16 protein-coding genes are annotated in these 21,537 nt (G+C 49.6%); 13 read left to right on the top strand and 3 right to left on the bottom strand.

All coding sequences use genetic code 11. The features are described 5' to 3' along the window. Positions 1-2 precede the first annotated feature (2 nt). The 3 genes from PsWM33_RS26445 (at position 3) to PsWM33_RS26435 (ending at position 1,924) form a co-directional block, all read left to right on the top strand. The gene (locus PsWM33_RS26445; protein WP_244275174.1) at positions 3-599 is read left to right on the top strand and encodes an RNA polymerase sigma factor; all 597 of its coding nucleotides are present in this window, start codon (positions 3-5) and stop codon (positions 597-599) included. Further along, entirely contained in the window at positions 596-1,357 is a 762-nt protein-coding gene (locus PsWM33_RS26440; protein WP_063302243.1) for a hypothetical protein, read from the top strand. The genes PsWM33_RS26445 and PsWM33_RS26440 overlap by 4 nt, the downstream gene beginning before the upstream one ends. Before the next feature lie 108 nt (positions 1,358-1,465). Further along, a complete protein-coding gene (locus PsWM33_RS26435; protein WP_063302242.1) occupies positions 1,466-1,924 on the top strand; it encodes a MarR family winged helix-turn-helix transcriptional regulator in 459 nt (152 codons plus the stop codon). A gap of 33 nt (positions 1,925-1,957) precedes the next feature. On the opposite strand, the gene PsWM33_RS26430 is transcribed toward PsWM33_RS26435, so the two are convergent. The 3 genes from PsWM33_RS26430 to PsWM33_RS26420 form a co-directional block, all read right to left on the bottom strand. Then, positions 1,958-3,898: a TonB-dependent receptor plug domain-containing protein gene (locus PsWM33_RS26430; RefSeq protein WP_063302241.1), complete on the bottom strand. Its 1,941-nt coding sequence runs from the start codon at positions 3,896-3,898 to the stop codon at positions 1,958-1,960. Positions 3,899-4,204: 306 nt separating this feature from the next. Further along, positions 4,205-4,699: a ferritin gene (locus PsWM33_RS26425; protein WP_063302240.1), complete on the bottom strand. Its 495-nt coding sequence runs from the start codon at positions 4,697-4,699 to the stop codon at positions 4,205-4,207. Positions 4,700-4,844: 145 nt separating this feature from the next. Next, positions 4,845-5,705 carry a helix-turn-helix domain-containing protein gene (locus PsWM33_RS26420; RefSeq protein WP_208994769.1) on the bottom strand — a complete coding sequence of 287 codons (861 nt, stop codon included), beginning with the start codon at positions 5,703-5,705 and terminating at the stop codon, positions 4,845-4,847. 263 nt (positions 5,706-5,968) lie between these two features. On the opposite strand from PsWM33_RS26420, the gene PsWM33_RS26415 reads away from it, so the two are divergent. The 10 genes from PsWM33_RS26415 (at position 5,969) to PsWM33_RS26370 (ending at position 21,533) form a co-directional block, all read left to right on the top strand. Continuing rightward, positions 5,969-8,005: a TonB-dependent receptor domain-containing protein gene (locus PsWM33_RS26415; RefSeq protein ID WP_063302239.1), complete on the top strand. Its 2,037-nt coding sequence runs from the start codon at positions 5,969-5,971 to the stop codon at positions 8,003-8,005. Between the two features lie 108 nt (positions 8,006-8,113). Continuing rightward, positions 8,114-9,670, top strand: a complete 1,557-nt coding sequence (locus tag PsWM33_RS26410; protein WP_208994768.1) for an alpha/beta hydrolase-fold protein — start codon at positions 8,114-8,116, stop codon at positions 9,668-9,670. A 156-nt stretch (positions 9,671-9,826) separates the two neighbouring features. Continuing rightward, positions 9,827-10,735: a siderophore ABC transporter substrate-binding protein gene (locus tag PsWM33_RS26405; protein WP_063302237.1), complete on the top strand. Its 909-nt coding sequence runs from the start codon at positions 9,827-9,829 to the stop codon at positions 10,733-10,735. Positions 10,736-10,794: 59 nt separating this feature from the next. After that, the gene (locus PsWM33_RS26400) at positions 10,795-11,748 is read left to right on the top strand and encodes an ABC transporter permease (RefSeq protein WP_063302236.1); all 954 of its coding nucleotides are present in this window, start codon (positions 10,795-10,797) and stop codon (positions 11,746-11,748) included. Beyond that, positions 11,738-12,682: an iron chelate uptake ABC transporter family permease subunit gene (locus PsWM33_RS26395; RefSeq protein WP_193778484.1), complete on the top strand. Its 945-nt coding sequence runs from the start codon at positions 11,738-11,740 to the stop codon at positions 12,680-12,682. The genes PsWM33_RS26400 and PsWM33_RS26395 overlap by 11 nt, the downstream gene beginning before the upstream one ends. After that, positions 12,679-13,437, top strand: a complete 759-nt coding sequence (locus tag PsWM33_RS26390) for an iron ABC transporter ATP-binding protein (RefSeq protein ID WP_063302234.1) — start codon at positions 12,679-12,681, stop codon at positions 13,435-13,437. Before PsWM33_RS26395 ends, PsWM33_RS26390 begins: the two co-directional genes overlap by 4 nt. A gap of 316 nt (positions 13,438-13,753) precedes the next feature. Then, positions 13,754-15,787: a hypothetical protein gene (locus PsWM33_RS26385; protein ID WP_063302233.1), complete on the top strand. Its 2,034-nt coding sequence runs from the start codon at positions 13,754-13,756 to the stop codon at positions 15,785-15,787. A 118-nt stretch (positions 15,788-15,905) separates the two neighbouring features. Next, positions 15,906-19,340 (top strand): multiheme c-type cytochrome, encoded by a 3,435-nt coding sequence (locus PsWM33_RS26380; RefSeq protein WP_208994767.1) that lies wholly within the window; start codon positions 15,906-15,908, stop codon positions 19,338-19,340. Further along, complete coding sequence (locus tag PsWM33_RS26375) at positions 19,340-20,158, top strand: FTR1 family iron permease (RefSeq protein WP_063302232.1); 819 nt, start codon at positions 19,340-19,342, stop codon at positions 20,156-20,158. The genes PsWM33_RS26380 and PsWM33_RS26375 overlap by 1 nt, the downstream gene beginning before the upstream one ends. After that, the gene (locus tag PsWM33_RS26370) at positions 20,142-21,533 is read left to right on the top strand and encodes an FAD-dependent oxidoreductase (RefSeq protein ID WP_063302231.1); all 1,392 of its coding nucleotides are present in this window, start codon (positions 20,142-20,144) and stop codon (positions 21,531-21,533) included. Before PsWM33_RS26375 ends, PsWM33_RS26370 begins: the two co-directional genes overlap by 17 nt. Positions 21,534-21,537 lie beyond the last annotated feature (4 nt).

Here is a 21,537-nt window from a genome sequence, read left to right as displayed (position 1 = left end):
ATGTGATTGACGATTTTTGGTTGCTATCAATTGAGAAACACACGACAGCTGGCTTTTATTCGATGTATTTTGGAAAAAAATATCAGAAACGTTTTCAAAGTGACCTAATCACCCTCATGCCTCGACTCTGGCGCTTTGCACTTTCGCTTGCAGGGCAGAAGGATCTGGCCGACGATTTGGTGCAGGCCACATGTCTGCGGGCATTGGAACGTGAAAGCCAGTTTCAGGCAGGTTCAAACTTTGCCGCGTGGACCATGACAATTTGCCGGTCCATCTGGCTGAACGAAATGCGCAGCCAGCACCTGAGAAAAACCGGCCAACTCGACACCGCCATCGAATCCAGCCTGATTGATCCGTCTCCATCACCTGAAACGAATATTTTCGCAGCTGAAGTGTTTAAACAAGTGATGCGACTGCCAGAAGGTCAGCGCTCTGTGGTGGAACTTGTCTTTGTTGAGCAATTCACCTATCGCGAAGCAGCCGTAATTTTAGGTATTCCTATTGGAACGGTCATGAGCCGTTTATCTGCAGCCCGAAAAACGCTTGCGCCTTTAAAGCAGGAACAAGCCAACCAGATGAAGAAGGGAGAGCTGGCATGACGTACACCGACGAACACCTACGGTCTTATCTGGCAGGCTCTCTGGACCCTGAAACCGCGCAGCAAATAGAAGCGGATCTGGAGAGCGATCCGATCCTGGAACAACGCCTGCTGGCACTTGAAGGCCTGCTCCCAGTCGTTCAACAAGGCTTTGCAGAGATCCCTGACGCAGATCACCTCAAACAGCTGGAAGACAAGATCTTTGCACAGCAAACCCCTGCAAACGATCATGCAGCCGCACCATCTGTTGTCCGCACATGGGGCACCCGCGCAGCAACGCTTGTGATTGGCTTGGCCATCGGAACAGGCCTCATGTACTGGACAGATGACGCAATTGACTGGCGGCAGGAAGTCGCAAGCTATCAGGCGCTTTACGTTAAAGAGACAATCGCATCCCTGAACAGGTCCGAGGATGAGCTGAAACAAGAGCTGGCTGAAGCCTCAACCGCCGTAGGCCAGCAGCTGAACCTTTCAGACCTCAATGATCTGGAAGGCTTGAAACTACTGCGAACCCAGGTTCTGGGCCATGAAGGCGCACCACTCATCCAGATAGTCTTTGCAGACCCCAACGGTGCCCCGGTTGCATTCTGCATCCTCAAAGACACAGATGCCGCCGGAACTATCATGCAATCCACCAGCCTCAAAGGCATGGCCTCCGCAGACTGGACCGGCAACGGCTATCGTTACCTCGTTATTGGAGGCCAAAACCAAAGCCGCATCGACACCGTCGCCGAGCAAATCCACTCCCGCGTTTTGTAGGCAAGGAGAGCCTTACGCAAATCTTTCTGTCAGTATCTGTCAGAGTGAGCGCCGCAGGGAGGATCAGTATGCTAGGTCTGTCGGATTGCTGACTGGGACTTTGCGTTGATGAAAACATACGACGAGATTGAAACGGAGACTGAAGATAAGCTTGCAAGCCGTGTCTGGTTTCACCTGATGCGTGCCCACCGCTATCTTTACCCACGCTTTGAGCGCAGTTTGCGAACGCATGGCATTGATAACCCGGTCTGGTATGAAATTCTGCTGGAGGTTGAACGTGCCGGAGAGCAGGGGGCAAAGGCCTCTGACTTGCAAGACCATCTGCATATGGCGCAGTTCAGCATGTCACGCCACATCGCCCGTATGGAAAAGAAGGGGCTGATTGAGCGTCGTCCAGATAAAGAGGACGGACGCGCCCAGCTGATCTTCCTGACACCTCAAGCGGCCCATGCCCACGAGGAAATTTGGCCGCATTATTTCAAGATCATCCAGCAGGAAGTCGGAGAACGTCTCACCAAGAAAGAGGCGTTTGAGCTTTTCAAACTGCTGACCAAGCTCTACGAATAAAAAAGGGCCGCTAAACAGCGACCCTCACGTTTCCTAGAACCGGTAGTTTGCCGTAAGGCTAAAGGAACGGCCCGGTTCCTTCAGGGTGCCAATAACGTTGTAATCGCCCCCATAGGTTCCCCGGTCTGAGTAGTCCTCATCAAAAATGTTGTTCGCTTCAACACGAAGTTTCAAACCATTAATCTGCTCTGGTTCATATTCCGCAAACAGCCCGACAACTGCATAGCCTTCCAGTGTTCGATCTGAATCTCCAGATCCGGTGCTATAGTCAAATGCTCCTTGCACATCTCCGCCGATTATCAGACCGTAGTCTTCCAATTCATGAGAAACGTTGAAAGCAATGACTTGTCCCAGTGGGGCAGCAAAGTCCTGAGCAACATAGGAATCGGCGGCATCACCATCAACTTCCACACGCGTGTTGGAATAGGTGATTTTTGCCGAACCTGAGGTCCACTTGTAGCCCGCAGCCAAGTTGAAGCCTTCGGTAAGAACATCCACATTTGCGTCACGCGAGCGAGCATCGCTAATGTCAGTTCTGAAGATTTCACCGGAGAGCAAAAAGCCGGAACGTTCAAACTCGAGCCCAGCAGTCACGTTGTGAGAACGAGATGACTTGATATCGGAGTAATCCCATGAGGAGCTGAAGGTATAATTGTCCTCAAGCGCAATCCCACCAAAAACAGTAGCATAACCGGCTTTAAGTTTGAGGCCTTCCAAGACCTCATAGGATGCCGAGCTGTTGCCACTCAGACCAGTGACAGAAGTATCGAAATCTCCAAGACCTTCAAAGCGCTGATGATCAAGGCGTAAGCCCGCGGACAGTTTCAACGTTGACGATGGTGTCCAACGTACCTGTCCGAAACTGCCGAAGTTATGAGCAACCTCTTCCAAATCAGAGGATGGATCATCGTAGTTTGCGGTCTTCCTGTAAAAATCAAATCCGGTAGTGAAGCCAATATCCTCAGTTAACCGGAAAGTGTTTGCAATTTTGCCGTTCAAGGTATTGGAAGTCCCGTTGCTTCCATGTGGCACAGGCACATCAATGTTACTCTCACTGAAGCCAAGCACGATCTCAGGGTCATAAAGGTCTGTTGGTTCCAGATGCTCATAACGGAATGAGAAGCTCTTACGCATCGTATCATAAATGCGGGTCGGTGAAGTGCCTTTGAAAGCACCAAAGTTAGCACGATAAGGGCGCTCTTCCTTATCCTTCAGCATCATACCGGAAATCTCAAACCGGTGTCCGCTCTCTGAGGAGTAGCCGGCTTTGAGTAGGCCGGTCTGCAAGTTTGCTCCGGTTCCCGGGATTTCCCAGTCGCCGCCAGAGGTGTAATCCTGCCCCTTGGCGTTTTTAGCGAAGGCCAGAATATCAAAGCCGTTGTGCTCCGCAAAGCCAGTCAGAGCTTGGGAGAACGTGTTGCCGTTTGTATCAAAGCTCAGCGTGGCTTTGCCGCCCATGGTCTCACCATCTTCCAGCAGGTCCAGTGCGTCAATCAGCTGAAAGGCGATCGAACCGCCCAGAGCATTTGGCCCAGAATCAGCTGCAGCAACACCCGCATCCACACGCACCGCACGTAACAGTGCTGGATCAATGGCATTAGCTGTCACATGGTGGAACGCACGGTTGTTTTGCATCGCACCTTCAATGGTCATGTTCAGGTTGAGAGCATCTACACCATTGACGAAGATTTTCTGGGCAATGGGGATACCGCCCCCAACCGTTACTGAGGCATTCTCAGCAAACACATCACGAAGATCGCCCATCTCTGCGGCTTCAATCGCTTGAGTTGAAACGTAGATTGAGGTGTTTCTGTCAGCAGCCACTGCAAAGCGGTCATTGTTGAAACTGTAGACAACAACAGGGTCCAGCTCCTCGCTGGCATCCACACTATCCTGCGCTGCAGCCCCGGTAGAAAAATAAGCACCGTTTAAAACACAAACGGAAACAAGCAAACGCCACCGAAGTTTCTTCATTAGGATCCCCACCCGCATATTGGCCGTATTACCTACGGCGAATCAAATATGAGATAATTACTCATGTTTATGCGCGAGGGTATATTGGAGCGCAATTATAGATGCAAGTGCATCTATATCTATAAACCTGTGCGATTTGATCGCTGAATTGAAATCACCATAAAATGCAATGTGTTATGTGATTTTCATCAAGATTTAATCTGTGTGTATCTGCCGAATTTGATAGGGGTGTTCAAACATCACCACGCACAAAGCAAAAAAAGCCCCCGCTAAAAGTATAGCGAGGGCCTTACAATAAAAAGAGATTTAAGCCTGGCGCTGGCCCATCTGATCATCAAGTGTGAGCAGGTGCCAACGGTCATCACCAGCAGCTTTCACTTGGTCCAGAACACGGCGGAACAGATCTTCTTCTTCAATCTGCTCTTCAAGAAACCAGTGCAGCATATTTTGTGTGCCGTATTCCTTTTCATCATGAGCAAGATCAAACAGAGCATGGATTTGCGCTGTGACCTTCACTTCCATCTTCATGGCCAACTCAATAGCAGCCTGTGCTGAATCAAATTCAACAGTAGGAGCGGGTATGCCTTCCAGTGTAACGCGAGAGTCGCGCTTTACGATGAAGTCGTAAATCCGCATTGCGTGGTCAGTTTCTTCTTTTGAATGAAGACGGAACCACTTTGCAAAACCTGGCAGCTCAATTGAGTCAAAATAAGCAGCCACAGCGAGATAAACGTAAGAGGCACTCAGCTCAGCATTGATTTGCTGGTTAAGAGCTTCTGCGACTTTTATGTTGAGCTTCATCGGATTCTCCAATCAGTAATTTTGTGGAGACAGATTTGAAGAGCTACAAACTATTCGCTTTGACTAAAGTCAATTTGAAAAGAATTATCTTAGCAATTGCAAGTGATTAGCAGTTTCAGAAATGGCTATTTTGCGAGCTCATGTCCTATGTTCGCCAGGTCTTCGGCGCTGAGCCATAGACCCGCTTAAAGGCATTGCTAAAGCTGGACGGACTGTTATATCCCGCCATATAGGCAGCTTCAGAAACAGTAATGCCGCCTTTATTGATGGCTTGCCGGGCCTTCTCCAAACGCTGTTTGCGAATGAAATCAGAGACTGTCAGATTGTACTTATCTTTGAAGTGGCGCTGAATGCTGCGTTTGCTGAGGCCCGTTTCTTTGGAGATCCGCTCGATGGAAAGGTCTTCCTCCAGATGCTCCAGCAGAAACTCGCGCACCTTCAATCCTTTGATCCGTAATTGACTGTCCGCTTCCCGCTTCTCGGCCTGTACTGCCCCTTGCAAATGCGCGCAGCTCTGAGACATCAGGCTTAACGCCTCGGCTTGCCGTTGTAGGCCGCTAATTTCATCAGCCCCATCATTGGTCATAGCCAAAATTCGCGCAGCACGGTCTACCATGCGCTCATCTGGCTGCCAGATGAAGTAATTCAGATGGCCATTCATAAAGCTCCGCACTTCCTCAGAAAGAGCAGAGGCCTGAAACCCAATTGCACCGTACCAGTCCGGTTGAGCGGCGATGCCGACCTTGCGCAGGGAGTGCCCGGCTTGACTCGGCTTCAAGCGCAGATTGGCAGGTTTTCGCAGGTTGAACAGCAGCGCCTGAGGTTTGGGTGCTTCGTGATCCCCAGCATCCAGATCAAAATAAACATCATCAATGTAAAACTGCTGCTGACCTTCCAGATAAATGAAAATCTGGAAAATAGGTGAGAGCTCCACCAGACCGTCATGTGCATGGTGGCCCATAGTCTCATCCAGGACTTTGACTCGGATCTGCTGCTCAATCTGCACGGAAAATGCCCCCTGACTTTTCACTGGCGCGAATGAATATGTTTTTGGCGCACACGCCAATGCATTTCCAATCGACGAACACCCCTTCATAAATATATTATGAGTTTTGAAGTCAAGTTTAAAACTTCGTATAAATGAAGTAAGTCCAGCGCGACCTTCCAGCTCACGAACATCTCGGTAAAGAGGTGCCCAGAGTGTTCGCTACGTAATGCGAGCGCTCATGGCGCTGTGCTGTCGCGCGGATACGATTGGAGAATGTTTCGATGTCTAGCCGCGACGTTGATAGAGCACTTAAGCACGCCCGTTTCACGCAAAAAACGCAAATGAACGCACTAAACCTCTTATTGGTTTCAACCGCGCTGACTTGCGCTTCAATGGCGTCCGCACAGGAGAATAAACTGCTGGATGAAGTGGTCGTCACAGCCTCAGCTTCTGAAGTGACCTACAAGAACGCGCCTGCAAGTATCTCCGTTATCACCGCAGAAGACTTGGAAAATCAGGGCGCTCGCGACGTTCGTTCCCTTCTGGAAAGTGTAGAAGGCCTCACTTTCAACAGAGCTGGCAATCTCAACAAGGTGCAGATCCGCGGTCTGAACGAGAATTACACGTTGTTCCTGATCGATGGAAAACGCGTCACCTCTGCTCCAAACGCGTTCCGCGGAAACGACTACGATTCCGGTTGGGTTCCTCTTGAAGCCGTCGAACGTATTGAAATCGTTCGCGGTCCCATGTCCTCGCTCTACGGTTCCGATGCAATTGGCGGTGTTGTCAACATCATCACCAAGAAGGAAACTGAGGAGTGGCACGGCTCACTTACCAACGAATATACCCTTCAGGAAAACCGCAAATCCGGTGATTATGGCCGTACGGGCTTCAACCTTTCAGGTCCAATCCTCAAAGACAAACTCTTCATGAGAACTTACGGCAGCTGGGATTTCCGCCGCAAAGATTCAAGCAGCTTGAATCCTGACAGCCAAAGCGGACGAGCCAATGCAGGGTTTGCCAAAAGCGATAACAAACACCTTGATACGACGGTCACCTGGGACGTGAACGAAGAAAATTCCGTTGATTTCAACGCAGGTTACAGCAAACGCACGCACGATAAGACCACGTTGGACAGGTATTCAGCGGGTATAACTCATCATGGGTCCTACGAATTTGGTGAGACAGAACTGCGTGCCTTTGGTGACCGGATCGACAATTCCTACGGCCACGGAAACGCCGCGGGTGTCGATATGCCAAACACAGCCTACAACTTCAATGGCGACGGCAAAGTCAGCTTTGATGCAGACCTCTTGGTCCCGAACTTCATCACCGTCGGCGCGAGTTACCAACATCAATCCCTCGAAGACAAGTATGTCCTTGTAGGCGAGGGCGGGTCAGACAATTCCCTCTGGCAAGCCGCAGCTTTCGTTGAAGACCGCCTTGAAATCACAGAGAATTTTGAGGTGACACTTGGAGGGCGCCTGGACAAACACGAAAAATTCGGCTGGAACGCCAGTCCCCGCGTTTACGGCGTTTATCACCTCACACAAGCCCTGACATTCAAAGGCGGCTGGTCCTCATCCTTCAAAGCTCCAACCCTGCTGCAGATGTCCCCAAACTGGAACCAAGTCTCTTGCGGTGGCAGTTGTTTTCTTGGAGGGGCAGAAGATTTAAACCCGGAAGTTGGCAGCAGCTTTGAGGCTGGTTTTAAATATAACGAAGCAAAATGGAGTGCTGGCATAACCGGCTTCCATAATACGATCAAAGACATGATCCAGTTTCCACCTGCCAGAACCGCCGATGTCGCTGTTGCTCAGACTTATTCCAACTATGTTGGTCTTACCGCAGATGGCAAACCGATCTTCAAGTTTGAGAACATTGAAGAAGCCCGAACAATGGGGATCGAGGCCAACCTGACACTGCATCCAACAGATGAGCTAACAGTCTCTGCCAACTACACTTATCTGGACGCAAAAAACACAAGCGCGAAGGATGCTCCACTTGCATTCCAGCCAGAGCATACTGCAAACGTCAAACTGGATTACAGTTTCAACGAAAAGCTCAGTTTTGCGTTATCTGCCAATTACGTAGGCGAGCGATACACATCGGTTCCCGCCAACGGAGACATGGCATTCGCACGCAAAGTAGACGGTTACATCACAGCAGATTTCACAGGTCGCTACGACATAACCGAGAACTTCACACTCCGCGCTGGCGTGCTGAACATTGCAGACAATCAGATCCTAAAAACAGACTGGGATGAATTCAATGTCGATGGTCGCCGCTATTTCATCTCAGGCACCACTCGTTTCTGATCTCCAATGATGAAAGAGCAGGGAGGTGGGCCCACGCCCGCCTTCAATACGTATAGGTGTATCACTATGTTTTCACTCAGGAAAACTCTAATTGGGTTGATCGTTTTTATGATGTCTCAAAGTGTATCGTCAGGGTTCACACTCGAACTTTCAAAAGCGGACACCCCGGCTGACGTACGTTTTCTTCAACAAGATCACGAGGAGGCCTTTGAGCTGCAAGCGAAACCAGGGGACTACGTCCAACTTGGTTGGCAAGTGGAATCGGGCCGCTTCAATCTGGACACTATCGACCGTTTGACGGGTGCTCATATCCGCAGATTTGTCTCTGCCAACACCGGACGTGCACCATTCCTGTTGGTCGCTGGTGATGCTCCAATAAGCCTCAAGGTATCCGCGATTGAAACTGGAAACTTCACACTCTCGGTCATCAACCAAGTTAGTATTGAACATCAAGAATCCCAACAAACTAAATACCTTAGCCCGCGTCTTTCTCGCCTTGCAGATCAACTAGGAGCAGGCAGTTCAACCGATACCTTCTGGACAGAGGTCGAGCAGAAAGGCACACCGTTGATCGAAGACAACGGGAATGGCGAAAGCATCCTGACATTCCTTGCAAGAGGTGCCAAAACCGGCGTCCGCCTTCTTGGTGCTCCAACAAGCAATCATGAGGAACTTGAGCGACTTACAGGCAGTGATGTCTGGTTCAAGTCATTCATCGTTCCAAACACCACTCGTCTTTCCTATCAACTGGCTATTGATGTGCCCGTGATTTCAGGCACATGGGTGGAGCGCCGCAGAGCAATTATAGCAACTCTGGCAGCAGATCCGATCAACAAACATCCTTGGCCTGCTGATGCAATCGATCCCTACAATCAGCACTCAACAGTTCAGCTACCAGAAGCAGAATCTCCCCGCTTCCTTGGTGGTCAGGTAGTCGCAAAAAGCCAGATCAAGCTGTATGAAATTGAGAGTAAAGCCCTTGGGAACAAACGCGATATCTGGCTATACCGTTCCGAAGGCTATGAAGCATCTAAAGCAACCGCTCCGTTGCTCATCATGTTTGATTCAGAACACTATAAAGGCCGTGTCTCAGTTCCAGATATTTTGGATAACATGGTCGCAGACAGCGTAATTCCGCCAATAGCTGCCATTTTCATATCTCACATAGATTCTAAAACACGAACCGTTGAACTCCCCAACAACGCTCAGTTCGCTGCCTTTATCTCCAAAACACTACTGCCATTTGCGCAGGCAGAACTTGGCACATCCATAGCGCCAGAAAGAACCATCTTGGCAGGTTCCAGTTTTGGTGGACTTGCATCAAGCACCATCGCTCTGCGCTACCCGCAGCACTTTGGAAACGTACTTTCTATGTCTGGATCCTATTGGTACTCAGAGGACAATAACGAGAATTACGTCGCAAGCCTTGTTGCAAATGCCCCTCGCCAAGATGTCCGTTTTTTCCTCAGTGCGGGTCTCTTTGAGAAAAGTGCAGCCGGTCGAGGAGTTGGAATACTTTATTCCAACCAACATCTTAGAGATGTTCTGCTTGCTAAAGATTATCAGGTGAAGCTGGAAACCTACGCTGCGGGCCATGACTTATTCTCGTGGCAAACCATCCTCAGTGATGGTCTTATTCACCTGATTGGGAAGGGCGTTCCATGATGCATCCGGAACCCGTTTAGATGCAACTGCATAAATATCTGAGTGTAAACCTCAGGTATTGTTGGACTTCCTCTTTTTTTGATTTTAGATAGAAACAAAGCTCAACAGCCAGGCTCTTACGCCAAGCCATGAGACATCTATCCAACGGAGTTAGAAATGTTTCATCGTGTAACGAGATCGGTTGCCGCTTTCGCCTGCCTTGCTCTGGCAGCTTCTCCAGCCCTTTCAGAACAGATCGAAATCAACACCGCCAATGGCAAAGCCAACGTCGTTGTCGAGCCAAAAAATTTGATTGTGTTTGACATCGGGGCCATCGACAACCTGAATGCGCTTGGCGTTCAGCCGGCAGGCGTCGTTAACAAAATGTATGTCGATTACCTTGATGGTGTTCAGTCTGAGGCAGACGTCATCGGAACTCTGTTTGAGCCCGATTTCGAGGCAATCAATGCGCTTGAGCCAGAACTGATCATCGTTGGAGGCCGTTCCAGTAAACAGGCAAAGCCATTGTCTGAACTCGCACCAACCATCGATATGACGCCAAGTTCTTCAGAGGTTTCAGCAACGCTGCTCGCGCATCTGGAAGCCTACGGAAAGGTCTTTAACAAGCAAAAGGAAGCAGTGAAACTTACTAGTAATATCAACAAGTTGCTAGAACAAGTGAAAGTTTCAGTTAAAGGCAAGGGCAAGGCGCTTTTCGTTCTCACCAACGGCCCTAAAGTCTCCGTATTCGGCCCGGGCTCACGGTTCGGTTGGTTCCATGATGAACTGAAAATTGAACCGGCAATGGCTGAGGTTGCCGTTGCATCTCATGGAGAAGCGGTGTCCTTCGAATACATTCAGAAGGCCAATCCTGACTGGCTTCTGGTGATGGATCGCGCAACAGCAATCGGCAGTGATGCTGAAAATGCCCGTCAGGTTCTGGATAATGAACTGGTAGCCAGCACGACTGCGTGGAAGAAGGGGCAGGTGATCTACCTTGATCCGGCTGCAACTTACATTGCCCAAGGTGGTTATCAGGCAACCACGCGCATCTTCAAACAGCTGATCGAAGCCTTCAATAAATAATAGTTCTCGCCAAGAGCTGGGCACATGTTGCTCAGCTCTAGCCATTTCCTTGGTGTCCCATGAAAAACATCGGCGTTGCTATCGTCGCTCTGTTCGCACTTTCCTGCTTCAGCTTATTTGTTGGTGTCAAAGAGATCTCCATCTCTGACTGGTGGCAAAGCCCTCAGAACATTGACCTCTTTCTCATCAGTCGAATACCACGCACATTAGCGGTTATCCTGACAGGCGCATCCCTTGCTGTTTCAGGAGCTGTGATGCAAATGCTCGCCCGAAACAGCTTTGTCGAGCCCTCCAGCGTCGGCACAGCCCAAAGCGCAGCACTGGGCATTTTGCTCGTCACTTTGCTTTATCCGGGTAGCCCGCTGATCGTGAAGATGATTGTTGCTTCCATAACAGCGATGATCGGCATGGCAGTCTTTCTTGCGATGATTTCCAGATTGCCGGTAACATCTCCTTTGCTTGTGCCACTCGTTGGTTTGATTTTCAGTGGTATCGTTGAAGCTTTGACCATCTTCATCGCTTTTCAGACAGAAATGCTACAGTTTCAGGGGACGTGGATGAGCGGAGAGTTCTCCGGCATCTTACGCGGCCGCTATGAGCTCTTGTGGCTCTGCGGCGTACTGGCAATCCTCACTTATGTTGTTGCCGATCAGTTCACCATCATCGGCATGGGCAAAGACGCCAGCATCAATCTGGGCCTTAATTACAAGCAAGTGGTGATCGTCGGCCTGTTCATTCTGGCACTCTCAACCTCATTGGTTGTTGTAACAGTGGGCATGATCCCGTTTGTCGGACTGGTTGTACCAAATATCGCCCGTCGTCTGATGGGCGATAACCTGCGTGCCAGCTTGCCGTGGGTTGCCGTCCTCGGCGCGCTTTTAGTGCTTATGTGCGACCTTATCGGGCGTCTGGTTCATTTCCCCTATGAGATACCAGTTGGCACAGTGCTGGGTGTTATAGGGTCTTTCGTATTCCTCTATCTGTTGTATGCGAGACCGGCTCATGCACACTAAAAAGCTCCTCATCCTGAGTGTTTTGCTGGCACTTGCTTGCATCGCTTTCATGACCCTTGGTGCCAAAGGCAGTTGGAGTTTCCTGCTGGTCTTCCGTGGAACAAAACTACTTGCACTTTTACTGGTATCAGTCTCAATTTCTGTTGCAACATTACTGTTCCAGACCATCAGCGGAAACCGTATCTTAACGCCCTCTATCATGGGCTTTGACGCCTTTTACCTGCTTGTCCAAACGCTGCTGGTGTTCACGCTCGGCGGGTTCACCTACGTGGCCCTTGACGGACAAATCAAGTTTCTAGCTGAAGTCGGCGTTATGCTGCTCGCAGCGGTATTGCTCTTCTCAACAGTGATGGGAAAAGGTAGGCAAGACCTTCACCGAATGGTTCTGGTGGGCATTGTCTTTGGAGCGTTGTTTCGAAGTCTGACAGGTTTCCTGCAAAGGATCATCGATCCGAATGATTTTGCCATTTTACAAGGTGCAAGCTTCGCCCAGTTCTCCAGCGTTGACAAAGACCTGCTGGGCCTCAGCATCCTTCTCGTCTCAGCATGTTGCCTTATCATTTGGCGACTTAGATACAGCCTCGATGTCATCGCACTAGGACGCAGCAATGCAATCAATCTGGGCATAAACTATGAGCGAACAAGCTTCGCTGTTCTGATCCTCGTCGCCACTCTGGTTTCTGTCTCAACAGCTCTGGTCGGTCCTGTCGCTTTCTTTGGCTTGTTGGTGACTAGTCTTGCCCATTTTTTCATGAACACCCACCGTCACAGCATTTTACTACCGGCCTCTATCCTGATCGCTGCACTCATTCTCGTCAGCGGCCAGACGGTCTTTGAGCGCATTCTGCAAAGCCAGTCTACCCTAAGTGTTACTGTAGAATTCTTCGGCGGCCTTCTCTTCCTGCTACTTCTCTTTCGAGGAAAAATGAGATGATTGAAATTAATGATGTTTCTCATAGTTACGGGAAGAGCAAAATTCTTCAAAACATCTCGCTTTCCATAAAAGAAAGCGGAATCACAGCCTTGATTGGGCCAAACGGGGCAGGGAAGTCCACGCTCTTGTCCCTCATGGCCCGTTTGCAGCCACTCCAGACAGGTTCCATCTCGTTTGATGGGCAATCAGTGTCTCAAACACCCACCAGAGAACTTGCGAAGACCCTTGCTATCTTAAGACAAGACAACGCACTCAGCAGTCGCATATCTCTGCGTGATCTTGTTGGATTTGGCCGCTACCCGCACCACAAAGGTCGCCCAACTGCCAAAGATCATAGAGCGGTAGATGAAGCTCTGGATTATTTTGATCTGCAAGCTATGTCTGACAGGTTCATTGATGAAGTCTCCGGCGGCCAAAAACAACGTGCACTGGTCGCCATGGCATTTTGTCAGGAGACAAAATACCTCCTACTGGATGAGCCCCTTAACAATCTCGATATGTACTACGCCCGCAGCCTCATGAAGCGCCTGCGCGAGATAGCAGACACAGGCAAACGCTCCTTTGTCATCGTCCTCCACGACATCAACTACGCCGGCGCCTACGCCAACGAGATTATCGCCCTGAAAGACGGAGCTCTCGCCATCCACGGAACACCGCAAGATGTCCTGGAAACAAAAGCCCTGCAGACCCTCTACTCAATGGAAATCAAAGTAACCCAACACCAGGGACAACTCGTGGCCTTACATCATTTGTAGGCAGAGCCCTTTGGGATCTAACGAATTGTTTCTGCTTTGAGAATGGTGAAATGCACAGTTGGCTGGGATATGTAATGTAGTCATAAGTCCATATAACATATTGATTTTTTGAATAATTATAAAACATGAATATTTAAATCATATTTGACTTTTGTCATTTGCGAAAGATGTTCTGTTTTCTATTTCTCGGATTGCAAATCATTCTCAATTGCGAGAAGGCGCCAGTTTTGCCCTGGTGATCCTATTGCATTGGAGGGGGATAGGGGAGGTTTGCTCATGTTGGGCTATCCCCTCAAAAGAGATTCCGAGTTTAAGCATGTTGAATAAAACGGCACTTTTATCATTCGCATCAGCAGTGGCAATCAGCTCTGCAGCTCTTGCAGGTTCTACTGAAGTTAAAGTCGAGGTTTTAGACAAAACTTTTGATCCAGCGGGTGGTTTTCTGGCTTACACAGAGTTTGAGCTTTCTGGCGAACCTTTAGCGGAAGGTCTGGGGCTGGATCTGGATGTTCTGGATCCAAATCTTCTCAATCAGCCAACCGCTTTTGATTACGCAGCTGGCATTGAGAGTTATGAATACTCTGAGGAGGCTATGTATGCGGTCAATTATCAGTCCAAGATGGGGCCACATATCGTAAACGGTCCACTAAACAAAGCGCGTGGCGGTTCACTTGAAAGCCTTGGTAAGCGCGTGATTGAACTGGCCGGATCTGTTGCCTTCCCAGTGGAAGAAATTCCGCTCAACATGTACCCGATCACCTTCCCATACATCTCAGCGCTTCCTGAATTTGGTCAGGCAATTGACAGTTCTGTCGTCTCCAGCGATGAGGCGGATATTCTGACCGCTCACGGAAAATCTAAAACAGTAAAAATCGATATTCCGGCGTACTTCCGAGATTATGCTTCGCTCTCCTGGAAAGAGGAAGGCATGGACAAGTCTTTCAATCCCGGAGCTGCGGCAGGCATCATGCTGAAGGATGTCATGTGGGCACAGGATTTCCTCGGCGGTATGCACACAATAGCAGAGGATCTAGAAGTTGAGGTTGAAAATTCTGTCATGGATCAGGATGGCGTACACGCGCTCGGGGTATCCACGGCAGATGGTTTCAACGGCGTTATTCTAACTGAAATGCTCAATGACCGTCTGATAACACTACGTGATCAGTTTGGTTATGACGGTAAGATGCTTGGCGCAAAGCTGACCGCGTCTTATGATCCTGCACAGGGCCCAATCTGGTTCCCGCGCAAGGTCGCTGTGACTGAAAAGACCGAGAACACCGTGAAAGCCATCGGGTCTTTGAAGGTCATCGACGGGGCATCCACTCTGCGTGACACATGGTTGATGCTATGGCCACTTTCAGAGATTTACGCATATAGCGACCAACGTACTGCAAACACAAATCAGAACCCGGCTTTTATCGCAGTGTTTGACGGTGCACCATTTGCTGCAGCTGCTGACCTGAACAAAGACAATGATCTGGTGAATGACATTGCTTCTGATGATGTCTTCTCCGCTGCAAGTGTTCTCACAAACGCTACTTTCAAAAACCTTGATGCGCTGCACTTCAACAAAGAAGCGGGCACTCTGGTTGATCGTTATGATGGCAAGCAGGGCTCCAAAGTTACCACTTATGATGCGGCATATGCTCTTCAGGCCCTGAACATTTTTCAGCGTTCTCAGGATGCACTGGTCGTTGGTTATGCCTCCGCTGATGCGGGTGAGAGCCTGGAAACTGCACGCGGCAAGCGGGCGCTCGAACTGATTAATGCGCAGGCAGATTTTATTCTGAAGAATTTGATCTCTGAAAATGGCCTTGCAGTTGATGGGGTTGAGATTGGTAAAGGCGCGAGCCCGGAGCAAAGCCTTGGTACGCAGTTCGCTGTTGTTCATGGGTTAACCTCAGCATTCCTTGCAACAAAGGATGAGAGCTACAAAGAGGCAGCACGTAAGCTGTTCCTGACCATTGAAGCGAAAATGTATGACAAGGCGATTGGCACATACGCTGCTGTGCCAGGCCAACCAACTGAGCATACACCATACACCGCTGCTGCAATCAGTGCTGGGCTGCGTAGTGCAATGCTTATTCTGCGCAACAGTGAAGGCGAGAATGAACCTCTATTGAACCTTGCAAGCATGACGCACCGATATGAAAGCTGGTTCCGCACTGTCATTAACGGTCGTAATGTGAACGAAGGCATGCAGCTTGCTGAATGGCTGGGAGACAGTGGCGAAAACGTTGTAGCTGGTAGTGAAGATCTGGACACGGATGCAGATGGTGTTCCGCAGATTGTGCAAGCTGGCACAGCTATGGTGATGGCCGGTAAGGTCAAAGTTTTTGCTGCAAAATAAGTAGTTTACCGCGACCTGGAACAGCCGGGGTGTAAAACATCCCGGCTTCTTCTGCCTGTTAACCTAAGTCAAATGCGAAGCATTCGCATTTGACTATAGAGACAACAATCATAATAATTTGACGAAGAATCGATCCGCAGTCATGGATGATGCAAGCAAGAATAGCGTACCAGTCAATGGACCTAAGCCAGCACAACCCAGCGCAATAGAATTGTTCTGGAAGCGTCTCGGTTACAAGAGCAAACATGCTGAGTTTGTGCTTTACTTCCTCACTATCAGTGGGTTGATGCTGTGGGATGTTGTTGGCCTTCCTTGGCAGCTCATCCAACCTTCACTTGCCATCCATTTCATTGTCTCCCTTATCCTCTTTCCATTGTTTGTTCTTCCATTCTGGTTTTCTCATCGTGACCTGATCAAGAAGAACGGACGCCCGTTTCTTCGTAGAACAGGCCAGATGATTGAGATTGCCCTGGTACTGTTGGTTCTCAGTGGCATTTATCTCGCGTTTTTTGGCAATCGCGGCAACATGATGGGGCAGGTCGCATATTGGCTCCATCTGGTTCCAGCACTGCCGGTTTCGTTATTGGTGTTTCACCATGCCAAGCGCTATTCGATGGTTAAGGTTGCAGCTTGGATCTTCCCGTTTCTTCTGGCGCTGGTCGCACTCATGGTGCCAGCCTATGCTGCCGTTGAAAGTAGCTCCCTTGTTCTCATTAGTGAGGGCACAAAACTCATCTCAGCAAACTTTGATGCAGGCAGTGTCACTGTTGTTGACCGTAGCTCTAACAAAGTGCCGCAAGAGATCAAGATCGGTGGTGAGCTACGCCGCATCGCGTTGGATGAAAAACAGCATATTGTAGGTGTAACGGACTACACGGGTGACCGTGTGGTTTTCATTGATCTGAACACAAGCAAAGTTCTCTCTGAGTTCAAAACTGACTATCGTCCATTTGGCATTATCTATGACAAGATCAACAACCTGTTCTGGGTTTCATTGTTTGAAGCGCACAAGATCATTGCAGTTGATCCGAGACAAGGCATCACTCAGGAAATCGACAGCGAAGAAACCCCGCGTGGTCTTGCTTTGCTCAGTGATGGTCGCCTGATCGTAACGCATGCCATGGTTGGCAAGGTCTCCATTTGGGATACCTCAGGGGCTAAGCTTACATTTCTGAAGACGATCAGTTTGGCTGAAACTCAGGACAACGACGAAACTGTTTCTCAGGGTGTCCCGCGCATTCTGGATGATATTGCAGTAAGCCCGGATGAGAGCGAGGCCTGGTTGCCACACGTTCTTTGGAACTTTGATCATCCTTTCCAGTTTCAATCCACCGTGTTTCCGAGTGTCTCATTGTTGAGCCTTAAACAAGGGCAAGAGAAAGAAGTTGCTGAGCGCCGCAAGCACCTCTTCAAGCAAATCAATATTATCGATACCAACAATCGCACCCGCATTGTTTCAAACCCTCATGATGCTGAATTCTCCGAGGACGGTAAAAAAGTTTACGTTACATTGGCTGGAAGCGAAGACTTGATGGTCTTTGATCTGACACGCAGAACAGCCCTGACCAGCAAGAAGAAGCGCCGAGCGCGCCGCAAGGGCAAACTGAACCAAGGTGGGGCAAAGGTCATGCAGATCTTTCGCCACATTCCGGGCAATAATCCGCGTGGGTTGGTCGTTTCGGGGCAGGACATCTTCGTGCAAAACGCAATGACACTTGATTTCGTAGCGCTGAAGAGAGGTGGGGACGGCCCGTTTGCTCGCGTCACTCTGGGTGGGCAAGCTCCAGCTCCACTGGTGCAGAGCGATCCGGTTGAGGCCAAGCTACGCCGAGGTAAAACCCTTTTCAACAGCGGCAACATGGATGATTCCAAACTAACGCCGACCACTGGTGACTTTTGGATGAGCTGTCAGAGTTGCCACGTGGATGGCTTCAACTTCACCAATGGCTATCTTTATCGATCCACACCAACCAAAAAGTTTGACCGTGCCACGATTGGTCATGACAATTTAAACAATATGATCTCCGGTAACTTCATTGGCGACTACTTGCGCATCATGCAGAAGACGCAAGGTGGTATGGGCCATGACGACCGTGATGGAGCCTTGCAGATCAATCCGGATGAACCGTCAGAACCAGTCAAACGCGACATGGAGGCTCTGCAAGCTTTCATCACGTCACGTGGAAACTTACCGCTGAATGCAAGTTGGATACGCCTTGATGATGATCGTAAGATTCTACATGAGAAAGATTGGGTGAACTCAGCCGCCTGTGCGTCCTGCCATTCTGACATGTTTGAGCAATGGGCAGATTCAAACCATCGTCTGATGGGAGAATCTAACCCATACTTCATGGTCGTGAAATCCGTTGCAGAACAGACGGAAGGTAAGGACTTCGGCAAATGGTGTCTTGGATGTCATGAGCCGCAAGAACAGTTCACCGAGCCAAAGGCGGTTCCGCAAGAAGGACATATGTTTGAGAAAGGCGGCGCCAGTCTCTTTGAAGCCCTTGAGACGGGCGTACCGGATTCAGATGAAGGCACGGGCTGCTTATTCTGCCATCGTATCACTCGTATTGAAGCAGCTATGGGGCAGACGGCAGGCACCAACGCCAGCTTTACCGTCAATGTGAAAGATAGAGAAAAGTATATCTTTGAAGACAACGACAACGCACTGCTGCACTGGGTGGGTAACCGCCAGATCAACGCCAAGCCCGAAGTGCATGCCAAGTCGTACTCTCAGCCATTTTACAAGGATTCTGCTCTGTGTAGCACCTGCCATAATGAGGTGGCTCCAGGCACAGGTAGTGTCATCGTGAACACCTACGGTGAGTGGGAAAAATCCTCCTACAACAATCCAGCAGATCCCTCCAGGAACCGCACTTGCATCAGCTGTCACATGATGGCTGACGTGCGAAAGATCGGTGAGAATGTCCCGGGCATTTCTACAGATGGGGGCAAGGTGAAAGAGAATGTGGTGACACACCAGTTCACGGGTGCCAATCACCATCTTGTCGGCCTGCGCAATAAGAAGCTTTCAGACATGAGCATTGAGCTTTTGCAAACTGCTGCTGAGTTGGAAAGCTACATCGACGAAAACGGAAAGCTGATCGTTCGTGTCAAAAATGTTGGAGCAGGGCATGCCTTGCCAACCGGCGTTGCTGACTTCCGTCAGCTTTGGCTGGATGTGACCGTGAAAGACGCAAGTGGCAAGGTTATTTTGGAAGATGGCAAGATGGATGATAAGGGCGTCGTACCAACCGATGCTCGTATGTTCCAAAAGGTCTTTAGCGACAAGGATGGCAAGCCCGTCGGCCTGCTCTTCTGGCGTTATGAAAAAATGCTGAAAGATACCAAGATACCAGCGAATGGTTATCGGGATGAAGCCTTTGCATTGCCAAAGGAAGTTACTTATCCGCTCAGCGTTGATGTGAAGATGATGTTCCGCATCTATCCGCAGTGGGTGACCGATGCAGTACGCCAATCCTACCCAGATCTACCAAATCCAGAAGCTGTTGTTATGGCTGAACTTACTCAAACACTGGAGCGGCCATAATGTTTGCCAGTTTTCTGATCACATTTCGCGAAGGGCTGGAAGCCTTTCTGTTGGTTGGCATCATCCTGTCTTACATGCACAAACTTGGCGTGCGGCATTTCAACAAATACGTCTATCTTGGTGTTGTACTTGGGTTGATCGTATCACTGGCGTTGGCCTTTGTTTTCCAAGTGGTGATTGACCAGTTTGCCAATCGACACTATCAGCACCTGCTGATGATCTTTATTCTGCTCTTTGCCACGCTGGTGTTGAGCTACATGGCGATCTGGATGCACAAACAGGCCAAGGCACAGGTCGACCATGTCAAGAAGAAGCTGGAATTCCACATCTCCTCGGGCAACCTGTGGGGTATGGTGTTCCTTGCATTCATTGCGGTATTGCGAGAAGGGTTTGAGACCGTACTGTTTTTCTCTGCTCTCATGTATTCAGGGCAGGGCGTGACATTGGAGAGTGGTCTGATTGGGGCAACTATCGGTCTTGTTGCATCCATCCTGCTGGTTTGGATCATGATGCGCGGCACCCGAGAAGTTCCGATTGCTCCATTCTTTAAGTACACCAGCTTGCTGATCATTATCATCGCAGCCGGATTGTTCTCGTCTGCCATCAATATGCTGCAGGCGATTGATGGTGTTCCGATTTTGGTGGAGCAGATCTTCAACATCTCGTTTATTTTGGATGATCAGGGCACCTTTGGCACTTTCATGCGGGCGCTGTTCGGATATAACGCGTCTCCAACGCTAATCCAGTTTACCAGTTGGGTGCTTTACCTTGGATTATTCCTGAGTTTCTGGAGCCGCGGCTATGCTCAAAAAGCCTGAACATGTTTTGGTGCTAGGGGCGGGGCCTGCTGGTCTGACAGCCGCAATCCGCTTGCTGGAAGCAGGTATTCAGGTCACCGTGCTTGAAAAGGCTTCAAAAGAGGGCGGCCAATGCGGTACAACAACGTTTGAAGGTCGCCATGGGACCTATCGCTTTGACTATGGCGGCCACCGCTTTATCACTCACAACGCGCAACTGCTAAAATTGGTCGAAGAGCTGGTTGGCGATGACCTGCTGACCAGTCAACGCAAAAGTGTCATTCGCTTTCAGGATCGTACCTACGATTATCCATTAGCAATGGGCAACATCCTGAAAACGGCACCAACCTCATTATTGATTGGTGCGGTAAAAGACTTGGCACTTCTGCCATTCGGTAAGCCAAATGACGATAACTTCGCAACATGGATCACCAGTCGGTTTGGTAAGGCGCTCTACAAGAACTTCTTTGAAGGGTACACAGCTAAACTTTGGGGTATTGATCCGGTCGACCTGTCCGCAGACTGGGCTGGTCAACGCATAAGTCTGTTGGACTTGAAAGATGTTGCCAAACGACTTTTGCCAATCGGGAACGACACCCCTCGCACCTATGCCAGAAGCTATCGCTACCCTAAGCATGGATTTGGTGCCATTTTTGAGCGCATGGCCCAAAAGGTTGAAGCGCTTGGCGGCGAGATTATCTTTGATGCAGCTGTTGATGGCTTTGACTACGCAGCAAATAAAATTAGTGCCGTGAAAGCAGGGGGCTCTTCCTATCCAGCAGATGCTGTGCTCTCCACGCTCTCCTTGCCTTACATGGTGAACATGACAGGTGGCGAGAGTCCATTAGCGTTCAGAGGATTGCGGTTCTTTAATATGCCTCTTGAAATGGACAACCTCTCAGACTGCACATGGCAGTATCTGTCAGATCCTGACATAATAGCAACGCGATTGCAGGAGCCGAAACGACGCTCGCCGTTCATGGCTCCCAAGGGGCACACCTCTGCAATGTTAGAGATCCCATGTGATCCGGCGAGCGGGTTGTGGGAGATGGACAACCAGCTGATGTTTGCTCAAGCGTGTGGTGTCTTGAATAAGCTTGGCATCAATAGCGCAGCAGCCACAGGTGAATACTTCTCTACTTATCAGCGGCAGGCCTATCCGCTGATGACAGTGGGTTATGAGAAGAACCGTGCAAATGCAATTACTCACCTCAATCAGTTTGAAAATTTGATCCAGTGTGGGCGGCAAGGTACCTTCCGCTACATCTTCACAGACACCTCTATGGAGATGGGGCAGATGGCTGCTGATGCGTTGATTAGCGAAAAGGATCAGTGCACCACCATCTATGAGCATCGTAGTGAAAGAACCGTTATAGAAACGGAAAGTGTGGCTTAGGAGA

Origin of the sequence: Pseudovibrio sp. WM33 (assembly GCF_001623165.1) — a bacterium.
Taxonomy (GTDB): domain Bacteria; phylum Pseudomonadota; class Alphaproteobacteria; order Rhizobiales; family Stappiaceae; genus Pseudovibrio.
This window is presented reverse-complemented; position numbering and strand designations above follow the sequence as displayed.